The sequence below is a fragment of the Rhodomicrobium vannielii ATCC 17100 genome (genome assembly GCF_000166055.1).
Lineage (GTDB): Bacteria > Pseudomonadota > Alphaproteobacteria > Rhizobiales > Rhodomicrobiaceae > Rhodomicrobium > Rhodomicrobium vannielii.
The window spans coordinates 2,330,521-2,349,845 of sequence record NC_014664.1 but is presented as its reverse complement, the minus strand read 5'-3'; the positions used below and the strand labels follow the sequence as shown (position 1 = coordinate 2,349,845).

Genomic DNA, 19,325 nt, shown 5'->3' with positions numbered 1-19,325 from the left:
ATTGTCCTGCATATTTTTGTGGATGGCGCATCAAATGACGGCCATGTTGATTCGGATCATGCGGCGGAGTTATGCTCTGGATAAAGCCCGGTTGCATTTCTAGCGTCCGCTTGCCGCCAGATAATCGAACAGCAACGCCGCCCGCCGAAGAACGCGAAGATGGGCAAAGCGTGAGAAATATCGAACAAGGGACTTATCAACCCATTGAGTTCTTCACTCGGGGAAGGATAGTCGGGAGGGTCAGCCCGGCTGGTGTTGGTGCGGCATGGATGGTGCAAGAAATGCCTGCGCCGCAGCGGGCGCGCGCTCCTTCGCGCCATTGATGAAATACACGAACACGTCAAGCCCGCGTGCCGCCCATCCTTCGGCGCGCTTGCGCCATGCCTCGATTTCACCGGGGGTGTAGCCGGTCTCCTCGTCGGCGCGCGCCCTCATCAGCCGCATATAAACGAAATCGGCGGTCGACTCTTCGATCAGCGGATAGTCGTCCGAATCAGCGAACACGATGGCGGCTCCGGCCTTCGCCGCGAGATCGGTGAAGGCGGGCGTGCGAAAGCTCTCGTGGCGAACCTCCAGCGCGTGGCGCAGCGGACGACCGCCCGCTTTGCGCGGCAGGAGCGCGAGAAACGCCGCCATGTCGTCGGGGTCGAATTTCTTCGTCGGCGCGAATTGCCAGAGGATCGGCCCGAGTTTTTCGCCCAGTTCGCCGAGCCCGCTTGCCGCGAAGCGCTCGACCGACGGCCCGGCCTCGGCGAGCACGCGCTTCATCACAGCGGCGCGCGGGGCCTTCACCGAGAACACGAAGCCGTCCGGGGTTTCGTCGCGCCACTTCGCGAAAGTGGCGGGCGTCTGCGTGCGGTAGAATGTGCCATTGACCTCAATCGAGGTGACGGCGCGGCTCGCGAACGCAAGCTCGCGCGCCTGCGGCAGCCCGTTTGGATAAAAGAGGCCGCGCCACGGCTCGTAAGTCCAGCCGCCGATGCCTGCGCGAATGACGGATTTGCGTGTGGTCATGAGCCTGAAACGCGCGAAGCCTCGACACGGTTTCCTGCGCGCCCGGCTGGCGCGAAATCGCCGTTCGCCCACGACACGAAAATCCCGAGCCATTCCTTCGTAGCGATGTCGATGCGATGGAGCCCCTCCGACGCGCGCCCGAAAGGCTGCCGCAGGTCGCCGGTGCCACTCGTCAGATAGCCGACCGGCCACGGCACTACACGGAATCCCTGCGCTTCGAACAGCGCGGCCGCGCGCCGCATATGGAACGCGGACGTCACGAGTATCCAGCGCTGATCGGGCTTCGGCTGAAGCATGGCCGCGCTCAGGGTCGCGTTTTCCAGCGTGTTGCGCGAGCGGTCTTCGAGCCTGAGGCGCGGGGCTACGATGCCGAAGCCTTCAAAGAATCGCCGCGCGGCGTCCGCCTCATTGGGCGCGTCGCTGAGTTGCAGGATCAGGCCGCTTCCGCCCGAAAAGATGACGGGCAGATCGGGGTGTCGCAATGCGAGCCGCAGGGTTTCCGTAACCCGCTCGACGGACGGTCCCAGCGGGATGGCGCCTCCCTCGGTCGGGATCGCTCCCGAAACGCCGCCGCCGAGGACGATAATTCCGGCTGCTCCGGCGACATCGCGTTCCGTGCCCGCCTTCACCTCATGTTCGAGCGGATGAAGAAGCCAGTTCGCGAGCGGCGAGAATGCGACGACATAAAGAAGCGTCGCTGCAACGATCAACCGAAGCGCAACAGCGCGTCTTTGCAGGACGAGTAGCCCGACGCCCAGCACGAGAAGGATTGCGATGAAGTTGGAGGGCTGAAGCACCATCCACGCCAATTTGGAAACATAAAACATTGCGTTCGCTGCTTTCAATCCGAGGCCGGAATAATTCCGTACATGAAAATGCAGCGCTTTCCCGGAAATGCTATGACATTCCGTCCGATTTCCCCGGATTCCGACAAGATAAACGCCGATCGAGCGCGGCCGTCCTTTGTCGTGGAATACGACATCTGCGGTACGCCCGCGAGGACCGAGGCTCAACGTGCCACACCGCGAAGCTAAAATCGCGCCACGGGCATCTCGGGTCTTCTGCGAATTACTCCGGTTCTGTACAGCTGACGTTCAGGAAGGGGGAGCTATTGTCCGGCTTTCCCTCCGCCCGACAAAGCTCGCGCTCGGGTGGGCAATTTTCCGCAAGGCTCATGGCACAATATCCCGTTTTCTTCGACCCTCGGAACAAGCGCGCGGGGCATGTCTCTCGCATCGCATGGGCGCTCGCTATCGTGAGCAGCATCGCGGGGGTGATCTTTCTTTCAAGCCTTTTCGTCTTTCGCTCGTTTCCAGAGGCCACGCAGACGCAGCAGCGCTTCGCCGTGCTGAACGACGTCGCGAAAGCGCCCTATCTTCTGCCACAGGCGCGCAGCCTCGCCTATGCAGCCCAGGCCGACAAAAAGAAGACCAGGCACCCGCAGCATCCCTTCTCGGCCGCCGCGGCGAAGGCCAAGGCAACGAAAGTTGCGGGTGAGGGGCGGGAGAAGCCTCTCACCATCGGATATTACGTGAACTGGGACGACTCGAGCTTCGCGTCGCTCCGCGCCAACATGCAGAGCCTCGACTGGGTCGCGCCGAGCTGGCTGTTTCTTCAAGGCCCCGACATGGAGCTGAAAGAACAGGTTGACGACAAGGCGCTCGATCTGATCCGCCGCGAAAAGCCCAGCATGGCGATCATGGCCATGATCCAGAACGCTTCGGGCGCGCAGTGGGACGGCGTGGGCCTCGGTCGGCTGCTCGCCGATCCTGAAAGGCGGAAAGCCCGCATCGACGCCATGCTTGCGTTCCTTGAGGAGCACAAGCTTCAAGGCCTCGTGTTCGACCTGGAGCAGGTGCCGGACAACGCGCACAAGGATTATCTCGCGTTTCTCGGCGAAGTGCGTGCCGCGTTTCAGCCGAAGGGCCTCATCGTATCCGTCGCGGCTCCCTTCGACGATCCTCACTGGAATTACAAAGCCTATGCAAAACTCACCGATTACTTGATGCTCATGGGCTATGACGAGCATTGGGCGGAGGGCGAACCCGGTCCGATCGCGTCGCAATCGTGGTTCTCGACGCGCCTCGCGCTCCGCATGCGCGACCTCGACCCGGCGCATACCATCGTCGCGGTCGGCAATTACGGCTACGACTGGACGGTGGGCAGCAAGGGCCCGGCCGAGGATCTCACGTTCCAGGAAATCATGCTCGCCGCTCGCGACGCGCGGGCAACGGTCGATCTCGACCCGGCCACGCTCAACCCGCGCTTCTCCTATATGGAAGACGGGCAGACGCATCGCGTCTGGTTCATGGATGCGGTGACGGCTTACAATCATCTGCGTGCATCGGACAAATACCGCCCGGCCGGTTACGCGATCTGGCGGCTGGGGTCTGAAGACCCATCGTTGTGGCAGGTGCTGCCGCGCAGCTACGGCGCTCCGCCGCCCGCCTCACTCGAAACCATCGTCCCCACGGCGGACGTGAACTTCATCGGCAAGGGCGAACTTCTTCAGGTTGCCGCCGATCCGAAGGCGGGCGCGCGGACTTTCAAGACCGACGAAGCAAACGCAACCATCGTCGGGGAAAACTACACCGCCATGCCGGCATCCTTCGTGATCCGGCGTATGGGGGACGCTCCCGGCAAGATTGCGCTCACGTTCGATGACGGGCCAAGCCCCGAATGGACGCCGAAGATTCTGGATATCCTGAAGGAAAAGAACGCGCACGCCACGTTCTTCATTATCGGCGAAAACGGCGCGGCCAACCCGAAGCTCTTGCAGCGCGTGCTTGCGGAAGGCCATGACCTTGGCAACCACACCTTTACGCATCCGAATATCGGCGAGGTCTCCGACAGCGTCGCGGCCATCGAAATCAACGCAACGCAGCGGCTCATCGAAGCTCTGACGGGCCGGTCGACGCGCCTGTTCCGGCCTCCCTATTTCGGCGACGCGGAACCCTCGACCGCGCAGGAAATCGGCCCGCTGGAAGTTGCCGAACGGCTCGGCTACATCACCGTCGGCCTGAAGGTCGATCCCGACGACTGGATGAAACCCACGGCCGACGAGATCGTGCAGCGCATCGTCGCGCAATCGACTGACGCTGACCCAGAGAAGCGCGGCCAGGTCGTGCTTCTGCATGATTCGGGCGGCGACCGCGCAACCACAGTGGCGGCCTTGCCGCGCATCATAGACGAGCTTCGCGCGCGGGGTTTCGAGTTCGCGACGGTCTCGGAAATGGCGGGCTGGTCCAGGGACAGGGCGATGCCGCTCGTGCCCGCTGACGAGGCCGCGTCCGTCTTCAATCGCTACATGTTCTACACGCTGAACCTGTTTCAAAACACGCTGACGACGCTGTTCATCGCCGCCATCGCGCTCGGCCTCGGTCGACTCGTCGTGCTGTGCGGGCTCGCGGCATACGGCAACCGGCGCAGGAAGCGGCGCGCCGATCCGCCCTATGCGGATGACCTGTCCGTGTCGGTACTGATCCCCGCTTTCAACGAGGCGAAGGTCATCACCGCCTCGATCCGGCAGATCCTCGCCAGCTCGCATCAGAAGCTTGAGGTGATCGTTATCGACGACGGCTCGACCGATGGCACGGCGGATGTGGTGCGCGGCGAGTTCGCGGACGACCCGCGCGTAAGCCTGATGCATACGCCGAACGGCGGCAAGGCGCGCGCCATCAATCTCGCGCTGGCGCAGGCCACGGGCGACATCGTCGTCGTGCTCGATGCGGATACGCAGTTCGAGCCGCTGACCATCTCGCGGCTGGTGCGCTGGTTCGCCGATCCGAAAGTCGGCGCGGTAGCGGGCAACGCGAAGGTCGGCAACCGCATCAACGTGCTGACGCGCTGGCAGGCGCTCGAATACATCACGGCGCAGAACCTCGAACGCCGCGCGCTCGCGACGCTCGACTGCATCACTGTGGTGCCGGGCGCTGTGGGCGCGTGGCGTCGCGAGGCCATCATGGGGCTCGGCGGCTTCCCGTCGAACACACTGGCTGAGGATCAGGACTTGACCATCTCCGTGCAGCGCGCGGGCTACAAGGTTCTGTTCGATGCCGACGCGCTTGCGTGGACCGAAGCTCCCGATACGCTGGGCGGCCTTGCAAAGCAGCGCTTCCGCTGGGCGTTCGGCACGCTGCAATGCCTCTGGAAGCATCGCAGCGCCAACCTCAACCCGCGCTACGGCGCGCTCGGCATGATCGCGCTGCCGCAGGTGTGGCTGTTCCAGATCGCGCTGGCGCTGATTTCGCCGCTGGTGGACCTGCTGCTCCTCGTGCAAGTCGTGCGGACCGGCATCGACTACCTGCAGCACGGCTCACAGTTCAATTCGGAAAACTTCACGATCACGCTGACCTATTATGCCGTGTTCATGACCGTGGACCTGTCGGCCGCGCTGATCGCGTTCCTGCTGGAAAAGCGGGAGGACCGCTCGCTGCTCTGGTGGCTTGTGCTCCAGCGCTTTGGCTATCGGCAGGTGATGTATTACGTGGTGGCGAAGTCTGTGGTGAAGGCGCTTCAGGGCCGCGTCGTCGGCTGGGGCAAGCTCGAACGCAAGGCGACGGTGCGGGCGATGGAGCCGCGCGAGGCGGATGTGCGCCCGGCGCCGCGCGATGTGGCGCCCGTGTCGAGCCCCGCCATCGTGCCAGCGCCGGCCGACCGACTGGCGGAGCATACGCCCGCTACTTGATGATGCCGCGCGCGACGGTCGCGCCGCGCGCTACCCGCCAAAGAGAGCGTGAAACTCGCCGCTTGGGAGTTTCACGCTGTTTTCCTTATCTTCGTCTGTCTATGGTAATCGCGAGGCCACTCAGGTCTATGTTAGCCATTAACCCGACCTGCCTGCCGTTGAGTTCCAGGACCGCGCCTTTCTGGTTGGTCAACACGATCGCGCGTGCGCCACGACCGACCGCAAGTCCCGCGCCCGCTGCACCATAGACGCCCTCGATATCCCGCGGCGACCGGATGTTACTCACCCGTCCGTGCAGCACGGTTTTCGATCCGCCGAAAACGAGGCCGTAATCCAGCCCTCCGGTTGAGAGCGCATAGTGCCTGCCCTGAAAGGTGAGAGAGCCGCCGCCGCCGGAGCCACCGATGATCCAGCCGGCCTTGTAGATGGTAAGCGTTACAGCTCCGCTGTCGGCGTAGCTCGTTGAGGCCATGCTAACGAAGGCAGCAAGCGCAATCGCCGTGGCGCGTGCGACCGATAAAAGTCTCATGTTCAATTTCCCTGAATTTCTTGAGTGTTTGTCTGATTACCTGAAATCTTTGGCTAGAATAAGACGCAATATATTCACATCAGCGGTGTGCTAACGGAAGTGAGCCGCTTGAGCGCGCCAAATCAAGGCGCTGTTTTCGTAAAGAGTGATGTTGTGAAAAACTTCGCTGCGAAAACGAAGTGCGATTTCGGATTAATTCAGGACTCGATTTAACGCAAATAAGCTGCTTGCATTATAATGCTGCCTCGTGTGTCTGCGGCATAATTCGAGGAAAATATTTTGCGAGCGAAGGGTGGCTGTGCCTTGATTGGCCGAATCGTGCGCTACAGCGTGGCGCCGCGTATGCTTTGCGGCGCGACGCTGTAAAACGTGAAGCGCCCCTAATAAGTCACGACGATGCGCGTGTAATCGCTGTCGCTGACGAGGCCGTAAAGCTCGCGCGCGTCCTCCGGGTGCAGACGGATGCAGCCATGCGAGACGGGGCGTCCGAGATTGCCGATGTCATATGAGCCGTGGATCGCGTATCCGCCGTGGAAGAAGATCGAGTAGGGCATCGGCGAATTGTTGTACTTGCTCGACCGATGGAAGACGGCGAGTCGCTGCGGGCGATAAACGCCGTTAGGTGTGTTATAGCCGCCGCGCGCGGTCGAGACGGGCCATGAGTAGTAATGTTCGCCGTCGAGATAGACATACATCATCTGCCGCGACTTGCTGATGCGGACTTCCACATCGGCCTGCGCAACAGAAAAAGATACGCTGCAAGCGAAGACGCTCGCAACGGCGACGGAAATCTTGCCCATCGAGATGCCCCACAACCGGAATACTGTGCCCGCGAAGTAGCGTAAGCTGCTTCGCCTCAGATTGAAGCTGACAGATTCTTCGCCCTCGCTTCAAAGCTTCGATGCACGTCCAGCCGGAACACGCATCTTGCCTTAATGCCAGAGTTTACGCTTCGCTTGTTAAAGGAAGATTGAGGCCAGAAGTTCCCAAGCCGCGAAGCGTCACCATCACTATTTCCGGCGGCACGAGGAAGCGCACGGGCAAGCCGGAGAGACCGAGGCCGCTCGACACCACCATGTGGCGGCTGCCTTGCTCGATATGACCATAGGCCAGATCCGCATTTTTGCCGCTGTATTGCGCCGGCAGACCGGGGCGCCCGACGAACGGAATATAGACCTGTCCGCCGTGCGTGTGCCCGGCGAGCGTCAGCGCGACGCGCTTCGGGGTAACGCGGAAAATGTCGGGTTCATGCGTCAGGAGAATGAGCGGGTCGTCGCCGGTGACGGCATCGAGCGCGGCTTCGAGGTCCCGGATGCCGTTCGTCGGCGAGACCATTTGATCGGCAACGCCAGCCAGCCAGAATGATGTGTTGCGATGCGACAGCTTCACCGCGCGGTTTTCGAGAAGGTCGATCCCTGCCTTTTCGAACGCACGCCGGATCGCCGACGCTTCGCCGGAGAGCCAGTCATGATTTCCGAGCACCGCATGCACGCCGAGCGGCGCGGAAAGCTCCCCAAGCGCTGCAACCCATTCCTTGACGGGAACCGGCCGCGACACGAAGCGCGGGCGCAGCGCGTTCACGTAATCGCCCAGCAGCACGATCATGTCCGGCTTCATCGCGGCAAGCCGGGCGGCTATGTCGCCGATGCGGTGCGCGGGCATCCACGGTTCGACAGCATGAATGTCGGTCATGACACCGATGCGGAGCGGTGCCGCTGAAGCGGGCCAAGACGAGTGTTCGACATCCCAGCCGGTCACGGCGAGCCGATAGCGCGGCTCCATGGCAAACGCGTTCGTCGCGCCGATGAGGCCGGAGCCGACGGTCGCTGCACCAAGGGTTAGAAAGCCGCGGCGTGTAATCATGTGGCGAATGATACAGCCGCAGTTTTACCTATTCGTGGCGCGGCGTGGCCAATTCTTTATTATCTGAAATAATTTCGGCGAACAAATGCGGGTCCACGTTGCCCCCCGACAGCACGATGACGACGGTCCGATCCTCCACATCCAGCGCGCCGGACAGGATCGCGGCGAGGGCCACCGCGCCGCCCGGCTCCAGCACGAGTTTGAGGTCGCGCCAGGCATAGGCCACGGCCTGTCGAACGTCCGCATCGCTGACGGCGAGGCCACCTGCGAGCCGATCCTTGTTAAGCGCGAATGTGAGTTCGCCGGGCTCCGGCATGAGCAGCGCGTCGCAAATGGACTTCGCGCCGGGCTCATTCCGCATGCGCTTGCCGACCGCGAGCGAGCGCGCGTAATCGTCGAAGCCTTTCGGCTCCACGGAATAGATCTCTGCTTCGGGCACGCGATCCTTCACGGCGAGCGCGACGCCCGCAATGAGGCCGCCGCCGCTTGCGGGCGCAAGCACAGCGTCGAGTTTCGCGCCCAAAGCTTCAGCCTGCCGCGCAAGCTCAAGCCCAACGGTGCCTTGCCCCGCGATCACGTAAGGATCGTTGAACGGCGCGATGAAATCCGCGTTGAGTTTTTCGCAAAGGTCGCGGGCGATGGCCTCGCGGTCTTCGGTATCGCGATCGTAAAAGATGATGTCCGCACCGCTGGCGCTCGTGCGCGCGATCTTGATCTGCGGCGCGTCGGACGGCATCACGATGGCGGCGTCGATTTCGCACAGACGGGCGGCTTCGGCCACGCCCTGCGCGTGATTACCCGACGAGCAGGCCACGACGCCGCCGGGGTATGCCTGACGGTCGACGCGCGACACGCGGTTATACGCGCCGCGAAACTTGAAACTTCCGGTGCGCTGAAGCGCTTCCACTTTGCAGAGGATGCGTCCGCCGAGCTTTTCGTTCAGCGTGCCGTATTCGAGAAGCGGCGTCTCGACGGCGTAAGGCCGGATGCGCTTGTCCGCGTCAACAATGTCGTCAATCGTCGGCGTTTGCATGGAAGCGTCCCGCGTGTCGTTTGTCTCCGAGTATAGCTCAATTTGTGCTATTTTCGTTACCAAATCGCGAGACTTCCGGTTCCGGGCCGTTCGCCTCGATAATGATATCCCGGAAGCGGCGGGCGCACGCGGCCCAGCTGAAGCGCTCGGCATAGGCACGACAGGCGGTGCGGTCGAGCTTGAGCGCGCCAAGCGCAGCTTCGCGCAGATCGTCGCCGATGATGCCGACGCGGCCGTTATCCACGACGTCTTTCGGGCCGGTGACGTTGAACGCCGCGACCGGAACGCCGCACGCCATCGCTTCGAGGAGCACATTGCCGAAAGTATCGGTGAGGCTCGGGAAAACGAACGCATCGGCGCTCGCATAATGCTCGGCGAGGTCGTCGCCGAACTTGGCGCCGGTGAACACCGCGTCGGGGTAGCGGTTGCGCAGTTCGTCGAGCTGCGGGCCTTTGCCAACAATGACTTTCGTGCCCGGCAGGTCGAGACCGAGAAAGGCGTCGAGGTTCTTTTCGACCGCCACGCGACCGGCATAGAGGAAGATCGGCCGCGGAAGATTTGGAAAGCGGTCCACCGCGCGCCGCCGGAACAGGTCGAGATCCACCCCGCGCGACCACAGATTTACGCGCCGGATGCCGTGCTCCGCCAGTTCCTGACACAGCGATAGCGAAGCCGCCATCACGCCTACGCCCGCATTGTGGAACCAGCGCTCGAAGCCGTAACCCCAAGACAACGGTATGGGCGCGCGCGCCGCAAGATATTCGGGGAAGCGCGTGTGGTAGCTCGTCGTGAACGGGCGGCCTGCCTTCAGGCAAAACGCACGCGTGGCAAGTCCGATCGGCCCTTCCGTCGCAATATGGATGAAGTCGGGCCGCGTGTATTCCACACGCTCCGCGACATCGCTTGGCCGGATCAGCGCGAGGCGGATTTCGTCATAGGTCGGCAGCGGAAGGGTGCGGAAGCCATCTGGCGTGAGGAACGACAGGTCGAAGCCTTCGGCGGCGGATTCCCGTTCCAGGTTCAGGTAGGTATTCACGACGCCGTTGATCTGAGGTTTCCAGGCGTCTGTTGCGAGCAGGATGCGCATTACGAGGTCACGGGCGCGACCGGCGTTTTGGACGGCTTCGATTCGATCGCGCGGAGTTGATCCGTCCAGCGGACGATTTCGAGCCGCCCGTCGAAATGCTCGACGACGGCGGTTCCGCTGTCCACCCAATCGCCGGTGTTGACGTACTGTACGCCATCGATGATGCGCACGCAGGCATGATGGATGTGGCCGCAGATCACGCCGGTTGCGCCGACGCGGCGGGCTTCGGCCGTGAGCAGGCCCTCGAATTTGCTGCCGTTGAAAATGCGCTTCGCGCGGTACTTCAGCCACGCCGACAGCGACCAGTAGGACATGCCCATTGCGCGGCGCACGACGTTGACCCCGACATTCACAGCCGATGCAACGTCATAAGCGATGTCGCCCAGCACGGCGAGCCATCGCGCCTTGTTCACGACATCGTCGAACTCATCGCCGTGGACGACGAGGAAGCGACGGCCGTCCGCCGTGTCGTGGATCGCGCGCAGGCGCACCTCAAGCGTGCCAAGCGTCGTGCCCGCGAGAATGCGCAGTTCTTCGTCATGATTGCCGGGGATGTAGACGAGGCGCGTACCGGCCTGCGCCTTGGCCAGAAACTGCTGGATCACCTCTGTCTGCGAGGCACGCCAACTCGGTCCCCGCCGAAGCCGCCAAAAATCGATCACATCCCCTACGAGGAAGATCACGGCGGCGTCGTGGGACTTCAAAAAACTCAATAAGTCCTCGGAGCGGCATGCTCGCGCGGCGAGGTGCATGTCCGAGAGAAAGATGGCGCGGTATCTCACGCTCGTCTTATATCGCGTCAAAACGCATCGATCTACCCCGGAGAGGAAATACGATTATTTTAAGCGCGTTAACGGCAGGTGAACCGATCCGCGGTGAAGCCCGCGATTAAAAAAATGCATCCTGTCGAGATATTGGCCACTCTTGGTGTGCCAGCGAGTGGGTGCCGGGGTGCGTGTGGAAGCGGAGGCGAAGCCGGGAGCGCGGTTGCAGAAGTGTCGGCGGCAAGGGCGAACGCGACGGACGGTGGCTGCGGTTCGATGGCGCAACGGTTGCGCCCGGTTTCCAAGCCGCATTGCTCCGCTGTCGAAGGCGCGAGCTTCACGGCGCTGCACCGGTTTCGTTCCCGCGCGAGGCAACATTTCGGCACGTTCTGTTGTGTGAGCGGCTGCAGATCGTTCGTCCGGCGCGCGGCGAGAGGTTCGGAGACGAGGGCCGATAGTTTCGTCGCGTCTCTCGCTTTCCGCGCGCGAGAGCTCTCTCTATATGCCATCGCGTGCAAAAGATGGAGGGGGCACGGCCTAAACAAAAAAAGGGCCAGCTCGCGCTGACCCCCTTTGTCGCGTTCCGGTTCCGCTTACTTGTAGGGTTCGAGAGCGGGGACCGGATCGCTCCATTTGTATTTCAGGCCGACCGAGACGAGGTCGACTGCGACGTCGGTGGTGCCTATCAAGGATTTGGCCTGAGCAATTGTCGCATCACTGCAGTGAGACGTGTTACCGTTGAGTTTCGGATTTGCTATGCAGAAAGTTCCCTCGTCAAAGAACAGATGCGAATAGGCAAAGTCGACAGTAATTCTGTCGGAATATTTGTAGGTTGCGCCGACGCTGACACCGATGCGGTCTGAGTCCGGAATCAGTATGTTGCGATTCTTGTCGTCGATCGGCGAAACTTCGTAGCTCGCGCCGGTGCGAAGCGTGAGCGTTGGGCTGTAGAGATACTCAAAGCCAAGCGCGTATTTCCAGCCGTCTTGGTAGTTTAAATTGAGCGTTTCGCAGACGTTATTGGCGCAACCGCTACTTACCGCAGCGACGTTGTCGATACGACTCCAACCCTGCCATTCGACGGTACCGAGCATGGTCAGACGATCTGTCAATCCCTGCCGGATCGAGAACGTAACTTCATCCGGAAGGGTGAGTTTGCCGGTTGCTGTGGCTCGAACGGAGTCGACCGGCGCGTAGCCGAGGGTCGGTTCGCGATAAGCTGACGTCTTGTAAGAGCCCTCAACCTCGAGCGATACCGCCGAACGATATCCCAGGCCGATTGATGTCCGCGAGGTCGGCTGCCACAGAATGCCGGCTGTGGCGCCGATTCCCCAGTCGTCAGCCTCGTAGCTCCTCCAAGGAGTAATGGCTTGTTCCCCTAACTGCTGTCCAAGGTTTGCGCTTACCGCGTCCTTTGTCAGCCGAATCTTGAAGTACTCGACTTGCGCGCCTGCACCGACGGTGAGCGTGGGCGTAATTTTGTAAGCCAGCGTCGGGTTAAGATTCAGCGAAAAAATTTTTGATGTCTCTGCCACACCTGAGCCGGACCAGTAGCTGTCCGGCTTTGTGATGAAGCCGAAGGGGGCGTTCATCGCAAGACCGGCCCAAAGGCGGTCACTCAGTTGGTACGAGGCGTAAGACGCTGGAATCAATGCGTCCGTTCCATTATTCGCTGCGTGGTCGGGGACGAGACCATAAAGTGAGCCGCCCGTCGCCGTCAGATCAGCATCGCCAAAAGCGATGGTCGCGTTGCTCGACGTGTTGAAGCCGGGGAGCGTCGCCGTCGCGGCCGAGTTCCAGAACATCGAGCTGATGTCACCGCCCGCCGCCGTACCGGCGAACGACATGCCCTGGAAATAGGCGGACTGCTCGCGCACACCGAACGAACCGGCGTTCGCATCGTCCGTCAGCGCGGCCCCAGCCAATAACGCGGCCGCGCTGATACACGCCAGCCGCACGAATTTCGATGTGCCCATAGTCCCCTCCCAAGCGAGCCTGGCGCCATGCCCAGCGCCTTTTCTTCCTCGTAGGGAAACTTAATCACCAAATTCCGGGGGCTGGCAATGGGCCGAAAGGGCGGCAGCGGGAGCCGAATCGGGCGTGGGCGCAAGCCGGAAAAGCCCTTCGATGTGAGCGAGCGCGGAGGAAATAATCTAGTTAAAACAATTTCTTGATGCGCCTGCGACGGATGGATCGCGATTGTGATGCCCCGTCGAAACTGACGAATTTGTCAGTCGCGACGAGGCACTTGTTCAGCGTTTTGCCCGCTCACTGTTGCATGGCTGTCACGCAATTTTCGACAGGTCTGCGCGACATTATCGCAAAATCGTTACTTGTAGGGTTCAAGTTCAACGGCAGGTACCAAGCTGTATTTGAGACCGACCGAGAACACGTCGGCGGAATTGTCCGAACTGCCTCGCACCAGGACCGCTTGTGCACTGCTGACGCAATGGGACGTTCCTGCGCCGGAACCGATGCAGAACGGGGCGTCGTCGAAAAATGCGTGGGCGTAGGCAGCGTCAAGCCGGATGCTCTGGGACCAGTTATAGGAGCCGCCGAGCGAGAGAAGCACGTTGTTCGAATCGGGCAGTCCCGGGTTGCGGTTGAAATCCGTGACCGGCGAAGAATCGTAACCGATGCCCGCCCGGATGGTGATGTCGGGGCTATACTGATACTCCGCGCCGACGGCGAAATACCAGGAGTCGCGCAGGTTCAGGTTGATCACCGTTCCCGCGCCGCTGTTCGACGTGACGACCAGGTTATCGATGCGGCTCCAGTTTTCCCACTGAGCCGTGCCGAGAAGTGTGAACCCCGGCAGCACGGCGTGCCGCAAGCTCCATGTGACCTGATCCGGCATGGTCTGGTCGAGGGTCGCGCGCGTATAAACGCCTGGGCCCCGATAGCTCCCGTCGAGTTCGAGGCTCACGGCCGAGCGGTAGCCGATGCCGACGCTCGTCCCCGGCACCACTTCCCAGAGGAGGCCCGCTGTTCCGCCGACGCCCCAGTCTTCGCCACGAAACGCAGTTCCGGTGAGAGGGCCGAACGCGCCGGAGTTCAGGCGCGTCTGATAATAAAGAGCCTGCACGCCGACGCCGATGGAGAGGTTGGGCGTGATCTTGTAGCCAAGCGTCGGGTTGACATCGACCGAGAAGATGCGTTGCGTCGATGCGGCGGGAGAGCCGGCCCAATAATTGTCGGGCTTCGTTACGAGGCCGAACGGCGCGTACATCGCAAGCCCGGCGTAGAGCTGATCGTTGATCTGGTAGGTGTAGACGGACGCAGCCGCCGCGCGCGTGGTCCCCGAATCCGTAGTCCTTCGCAGTCCGGCCTCGACGAATTCACCGCCATAGGCCGTTTCGTCGAGCGAGACCGCTATGGCCGTATAAGATGAGGACGAGGTCAGGCCGGGCGCAACCGTGGTCGCAGCCGAGTTCCAGATCACCGAGCTGACGTCTCCGCCAGCTGCCGCCCCCGCATTGGAGGCACCGAGGAAATATGTCGATTGCGGCCTCAGGCCGAAAGCATCGGCCGCTTCCGCTGCGCCGCCGCCCGCCATGCCGTAAATCAGGAAGCCCGCCGTCAGGCCTAGCTTAAAATGGTGGCCGCTTGTCATCATTTCCCCCGCTTTTCAGGACGAGCGCGGCAAGGAGCTTCGTCCATCAGGGAATCCGTAACTGTCTCAGCTTGCATGAAACTGGCACGAGGCTGCCCGCGGCGCCGGCCCTGCCGTCAACCGCTCGACAGAAACAGCGGCAGATCAGTTACTTAGGAGATGGCGCGCGAGCGAAGGAGCGGCTTTGCATCAACGTCACCGCGATCAGTGGCGGAAATGGTACAGTGCGGCCCCCGCTCGTCAGATCTCGCGGGGTTGCGGCATGCGCTCGTAAACCCAGATCGCGGCGGGCGGAAGGTTGAGCCACACGCGCGTGTAGCGCCACGCCTTGAGCCGAAGCGCGTTGACCACCCGTGGCGGCACTGGGCTCGTCTGGCGGTAAGTGAATTGAACGAACATCCCGCCCTCGTCCAGCACCTGAAGGCTGTTCTTCATAACGAGATAGATGAGCTTCTTCGAGAAGAGCCGCATCGGCAGCGTCGATATGATGGCACCGACATTTTCGCCATTGCGCTCCTGCCAGACCTTTGCGAGATCCTCAGCGGACCCGATCAGCACGTCAGTGTCGGGGAAGCGGCGGCGCAGATGGCCACCGAGGCGCGCGTCGATCTCGACCAGCGTAAGCTTGCCAGGCTCGACGCCGTTGCGGATCAATTGCCGTGTAACCGCGCCCGTGCCCGCGCCAAGCTCGATGACATGAGACTCGATTCTCTTGCCGAGTACCTCCGTCATGGCTCGGCCCACGAATGGGCTCGACGGGAACAGGCTGCAAACCTGGAGCGGGTTTTCGATCGCGCGCTGCCAGAAAAGGACGGGCCCTTGGGCCGCCTGCGGAAGATCCGATAATTCTATGAGCTTACTCATGAAGGGCGCTATCTCAAACCCCCGGCGAAGCGGGATCGTTTAATGAATCGGATAACCCCGTGCCATCGGACAAGTTCGCGCTTTAAGCGGCCCCGCAGCGGCACGATAAGCGATCTGAATACCTGCTCGAATGTGACAAGCGTAAGACATACGACTCTGCCTTCACAATTGCAATCTGGCGCCGTCAGCTTGGGTGAAGAGCGCGTTAAATATCTCTGACTTGTCTATTGCACGCAGAAGTGTCAGGTAATCACGCAAGCGTCAACAAACCGCAACGCAGCGCCCTTAAGTTCACTTAAGGAAGTCTCGGCCGCGCCTGTCCAGCGGCAGGGGGCCCGCCCCGTTGTCGGAAAAAAACCGGTCAGCAACAAGGCATCAGGGGAGAGAAATGACAGCAGTAGCTTTCGATTCGTTGAAGGATATCGCGTCCGCCGACGTCGCGGAAAAGCGTGTCCTCATACGCACGGACCTTAATGTTCCCATGGCCGACGGGCAGATATCGGACGCCACGCGCATCGAACGGCTCCTGCCGACCTTCCGCGTCCTTGCGTCGCGGGGGGCGAAGATCGTCATCCTCTCCCATCTCGGCCGCCCCGATGGCAAGCCGGTCGCGAAGTATTCGTTGAAGCCTGTCGCGGACAAACTTGCCGCTATGCTCGGCGCGACCGTTGCCTTCGCCGATGATTGCGTCGGACCTGCCGCTGAAGCGGTCGTGAAGGCGCTCGAACCGGGCCAGATCGCAATGCTCGAAAACGTGCGCTTCCATAAAGAGGAAGAAGAGAACGATCCGGCCTTCGCCGCCGAACTCGCAAAGCTTGGCGACATCTATGTGAATGACGCGTTCTCCGTGTCGCATCGCGCGCACGCTTCGACCGAAGCTGTCGCTCATCTGCTGCCGGCCTATGCCGGGCCGTCGCTGCTCGCCGAGATCGGCGCGTTCAAGGTCGCGCTCGAAAAGCCGGAACGGCCCGTTGCCGCCATCGTCGGCGGCTCGAAGGTCTCGACCAAGATTGCCGTGCTCGGAAATCTCGCCCAGAAGATGGACTACCTGTTCATTGGCGGCGGCATGGCCAACACCTTCCTTTATGCGGACGGCGTCGCGGTCGGTAAATCGCTCTGCGAGCCGAATGCGATCGACACCGTGAAGGAAATCCGCGCGAAAGCCGAGGCGGCGGGCTGCAAGATCGTACTGCCGGTCGATGCCGTCGTCGCGCGCGAGTTCAAGGCGAATGCGGAAACCGAAGTCGTGCCGGTGGGCGAAGTGCCGGCCGATGCCATGATCCTCGACATCGGGCCGCGCTCCGTCGCCGAATTCACGGGGCTTATCGAGGGCTGCAAGACGCTTCTCTGGAACGGCCCCGTTGGCGCGTTTGAAATTCCGCCTTTCGGTGAGGGCACGTTCGCGCTCGCACGCGAGGCGGCAGCGCTGACCCAGGCGGGCAAGATCGTCACCATCGCGGGCGGCGGCGATACGGTCGCGGCGCTGAACGCGGCTTCCGTCACGGACAAGTTCACCTATGTATCGACGGCGGGCGGCGCTTTCCTCGAATGGCTCGAAGGGCGTACGCTGCCGGGCGTGGCCGCGCTCATCCGCTAACGGCTCAGCGATCAGGTGAAAACCCGGTCGCAGCGCATTGACATGATTTCACACGGAGCGTCACACTGCGTTCTAAAGACGCATGCGGGGCGCTCCGCTTTGCTTACGAAAATTTCGTTCCAATAGGGAGAGGCTTGAATGGCCCGTATCACGCTAAGGCAACTTCTGGATCACGCCGCCGAGCACGGTTACGGCGTGCCCGCGTTCAACATCAATAACATGGAGCAGGGTATCGCCATCCTCGAAGCGGCGAAGGAAACCGACAGCCCCGTGATCATCCAGGCGAGTCGCGGCGCGCGCTCCTACGCGGGCGACCTTCTGCTCGGCAAGCTCGTCGAGGGCCTCGAAGTCCAGTATCCGACCATCCCGATCTGTATGCATCAGGACCACGGCAACAACGAAGAGACCTGCGCCAGCGCCATCCGTCTCGGCTATGACAGCGTGATGATGGACGGCTCGCTGAAGGCCGACGGCTCGACGCCCGCCGACTACGATTACAATGTCCGCATCACCTCGGACGTGACGCGCATGGCGCATTATGTCGGCGTGTCGGTCGAAGGCGAACTCGGCGTTCTGGGTAGCCTCGAAACCGGCATGGGCGAGAAGGAAGACGGCCACGGCGCGGAAGGCGTGCTGTCGCGCGAGCAGCTTCTCACCGATCCCGACGAAGCCGCGCGGTTCGTCGCCGCGACGAAGGTGGACGCGCTCGCCGTCGCCATCGGAACCTCACACGGCGCCTACAAGTTCACGCAGAAGCCCACGGGCGAAGTGCTCGCCATCGACGTCATCGAGAAGATCCACAAGCGCATCCCGGACACGCATCTCGTGATGCATGGCTCGTCGTCGGTGCCGGAAGAGCTGCTTGAGATCATCAACAAGTACGGCGGCGCGATCCCCGAGACCTACGGCGTTCCGGTCGAGGAAATCCAGCGCGGCATCCGCTTCGGCGTGCGCAAGGTGAACATCGACACCGACCTTCGCCTCGCGGTGACGGCTGCGGTGCGTAAGGTGCTCGCCAGCAATGCGAAGGAATTCGACCCGCGCAAGTTCCTGAAGCCGGCCATCGAGGAACAGAAGAAGCTTTGCAAGGCGCGCTATGAGCAGTTCGGCACGGCCGGCAATGCGTCGAAGATCAAGATTGTCCCGGCGGCGGAGATGGCCAAGCGCTACGCCAAGGGCGACCTCGATCCGAAGATCAGCTAAGCCGCTTGGATCAGCCTGCGTTAAATCGGACCCGATCAGACGCAGGCAAGCCGATCGACAACGGAAACGTACAGCGTCGTGCCGAGTCTGATTTTCGTCACGCCGCTGTCTCGCACAAGATGACAACATGGCCGGGCTTTGTCCCGGCCATCGATATTTTCACGGCTGGGAACGGCCGAAAATGAGGAGCAAGGCGTGACGGGTGAACCGAATTGGCCGCGTGCGGTGGTTTTCGACCTCGACGGAACATTGATCGACAGCGCGCCCGACATCACGCATGCGCTCAACACCGCGACCGGCAAACGCGGCCTCGCTCCATTCTCCGTGGATGAGGTCAAGGCGATGGTCGGCGGTGGCGTGCCGACGCTCGTCGAACGCGCACTCATCGCGCGCGGTCTGGCGCACCCCGACATCATGCCCGTGGTTCAGGATTTCATCGTCGCCTATCGCGAGAACCTGACGACGCACACGAAGATTTATCCCGGCGCGCGCGAGTTGCTGGAGCAGCTCAAGGCCGAGGGCCGCAAGCTCGGCCTTTGCACCAACAAGCATCACGCCGCGACGCTTGCCATTCTCCAGAAGCTCGACCTCGCCAAATATTTCAACTGCGTCATTGGCGAGCGCGAAGGACAGCCGCGAAAGCCCAATCCGGGGCTGCTGCTCGATGTGCTCACCGCGCTCGACGTCTCGGCATGCTGTGCGGTGATGGTCGGCGATAGCGAGGCCGATGTCGAATGTGCAAAGGCGGCGGGTGTCCGCTCCGTCGTCGTAACCTTCGGATACAGTCGCACCGCGCCTGAGCTTCTCGGCGGCGACGCCCTCATCTCGTCGCTAGGGGAACTCCCGCAAGCGCTCGGTGTGATGCGCAGCGACACCTGAGCCGCAGGACAACCTTAATTTGAGTCAAACTATATGGTTGACGCTCCCGCAAAGCTAAATATTGTAGCGCGCCTACGGGGTGGTTACGGATCGGGCGAAGATGTCCGTATTTCGGCCTCAAGCTATGCATATGACTAGAAGATCAGCGTTTCCGCGTGGAATAAATCCTGTTCGACGCTCGCTGATTTAGCC

15 protein-coding genes are annotated in these 19,325 nt (G+C 61.8%); 4 read left to right on the top strand and 11 right to left on the bottom strand.

The genetic code is table 11. The features are described from left to right. Positions 1-240 precede the first annotated feature (240 nt). Positions 241-1,014, bottom strand: coding sequence for a DUF72 domain-containing protein (locus tag RVAN_RS10805; RefSeq protein ID WP_013419758.1), 774 nt, complete (start codon positions 1,012-1,014; stop codon positions 241-243). Continuing rightward, positions 1,011-1,841, bottom strand: coding sequence for a YdcF family protein (locus tag RVAN_RS10800; protein ID WP_013419757.1), 831 nt, complete (start codon positions 1,839-1,841; stop codon positions 1,011-1,013). Before RVAN_RS10800 ends, RVAN_RS10805 begins: the two co-directional genes overlap by 4 nt. Positions 1,842-2,188: 347 nt before the next feature. Here RVAN_RS10800 and RVAN_RS10795 point away from each other — a divergent pair, with 347 nt between their 5' ends. Then, positions 2,189-5,701, top strand: coding sequence for a glycosyltransferase (locus RVAN_RS10795; RefSeq protein ID WP_013419756.1), 3,513 nt, complete (start codon positions 2,189-2,191; stop codon positions 5,699-5,701). Positions 5,702-5,786: 85 nt separating this feature from the next. Here the strand turns inward: RVAN_RS10795 and RVAN_RS10790 are convergent, their stop codons facing one another. The 9 genes from RVAN_RS10790 to RVAN_RS10750 form a co-directional block, all read right to left on the bottom strand. After that, entirely contained in the window at positions 5,787-6,230 is a 444-nt protein-coding gene (locus RVAN_RS10790; RefSeq protein WP_013419755.1) for a hypothetical protein, read from the bottom strand. A 380-nt stretch (positions 6,231-6,610) separates the two neighbouring features. Beyond that, complete coding sequence (locus RVAN_RS10785; protein ID WP_013419754.1) at positions 6,611-7,030, bottom strand: L,D-transpeptidase; 420 nt, start codon at positions 7,028-7,030, stop codon at positions 6,611-6,613. 145 nt (positions 7,031-7,175) lie between these two features. Beyond that, positions 7,176-8,093, bottom strand: coding sequence for a metallophosphoesterase (locus RVAN_RS10780; protein WP_013419753.1), 918 nt, complete (start codon positions 8,091-8,093; stop codon positions 7,176-7,178). Positions 8,094-8,121: 28 nt separating this feature from the next. Then, positions 8,122-9,126 carry a threonine ammonia-lyase gene (locus tag RVAN_RS10775; RefSeq protein WP_013419752.1) on the bottom strand — a complete coding sequence of 335 codons (1,005 nt, stop codon included), beginning with the start codon at positions 9,124-9,126 and terminating at the stop codon, positions 8,122-8,124. A 37-nt stretch (positions 9,127-9,163) separates the two neighbouring features. Further along, positions 9,164-10,213: a glycosyltransferase family 4 protein gene (locus RVAN_RS10770; protein WP_013419751.1), complete on the bottom strand. Its 1,050-nt coding sequence runs from the start codon at positions 10,211-10,213 to the stop codon at positions 9,164-9,166. After that, positions 10,213-10,995, bottom strand: coding sequence for a UDP-2,3-diacylglucosamine diphosphatase (locus RVAN_RS10765; protein WP_276324639.1), 783 nt, complete (start codon positions 10,993-10,995; stop codon positions 10,213-10,215). Before RVAN_RS10765 ends, RVAN_RS10770 begins: the two co-directional genes overlap by 1 nt. A gap of 575 nt (positions 10,996-11,570) precedes the next feature. Next, a complete protein-coding gene (locus RVAN_RS10760) occupies positions 11,571-12,953 on the bottom strand; it encodes an OmpP1/FadL family transporter (RefSeq protein WP_013419749.1) in 1,383 nt (460 codons plus the stop codon). A gap of 353 nt (positions 12,954-13,306) precedes the next feature. After that, on the bottom strand, positions 13,307-14,593 hold the full coding sequence (locus RVAN_RS10755) for an OmpP1/FadL family transporter (protein WP_049779363.1): 1,287 nt from the start codon (positions 14,591-14,593) through the stop codon (positions 13,307-13,309). Positions 14,594-14,830: 237 nt separating this feature from the next. Then, positions 14,831-15,454, bottom strand: coding sequence for a class I SAM-dependent methyltransferase (locus tag RVAN_RS10750; protein ID WP_013419747.1), 624 nt, complete (start codon positions 15,452-15,454; stop codon positions 14,831-14,833). A 388-nt stretch (positions 15,455-15,842) separates the two neighbouring features. On the opposite strand from RVAN_RS10750, the gene RVAN_RS10745 reads away from it, so the two are divergent. The 3 genes from RVAN_RS10745 to gph all read left to right on the top strand — a co-directional run bounded on the left by RVAN_RS10745 (position 15,843) and on the right by gph (position 19,133). Then, entirely contained in the window at positions 15,843-17,051 is a 1,209-nt protein-coding gene (locus tag RVAN_RS10745; RefSeq protein WP_013419746.1) for a phosphoglycerate kinase, read from the top strand. Between the two features lie 138 nt (positions 17,052-17,189). Beyond that, on the top strand, positions 17,190-18,254 hold the full coding sequence (gene fba / locus RVAN_RS10740; RefSeq protein ID WP_013419745.1) for a class II fructose-bisphosphate aldolase: 1,065 nt from the start codon (positions 17,190-17,192) through the stop codon (positions 18,252-18,254). 195 nt (positions 18,255-18,449) lie between these two features. Next, positions 18,450-19,133 (top strand): phosphoglycolate phosphatase, encoded by a 684-nt coding sequence (gene gph / locus RVAN_RS10735; protein ID WP_013419744.1) that lies wholly within the window; start codon positions 18,450-18,452, stop codon positions 19,131-19,133. Positions 19,134-19,325: the final 192 nt, after the last annotated feature.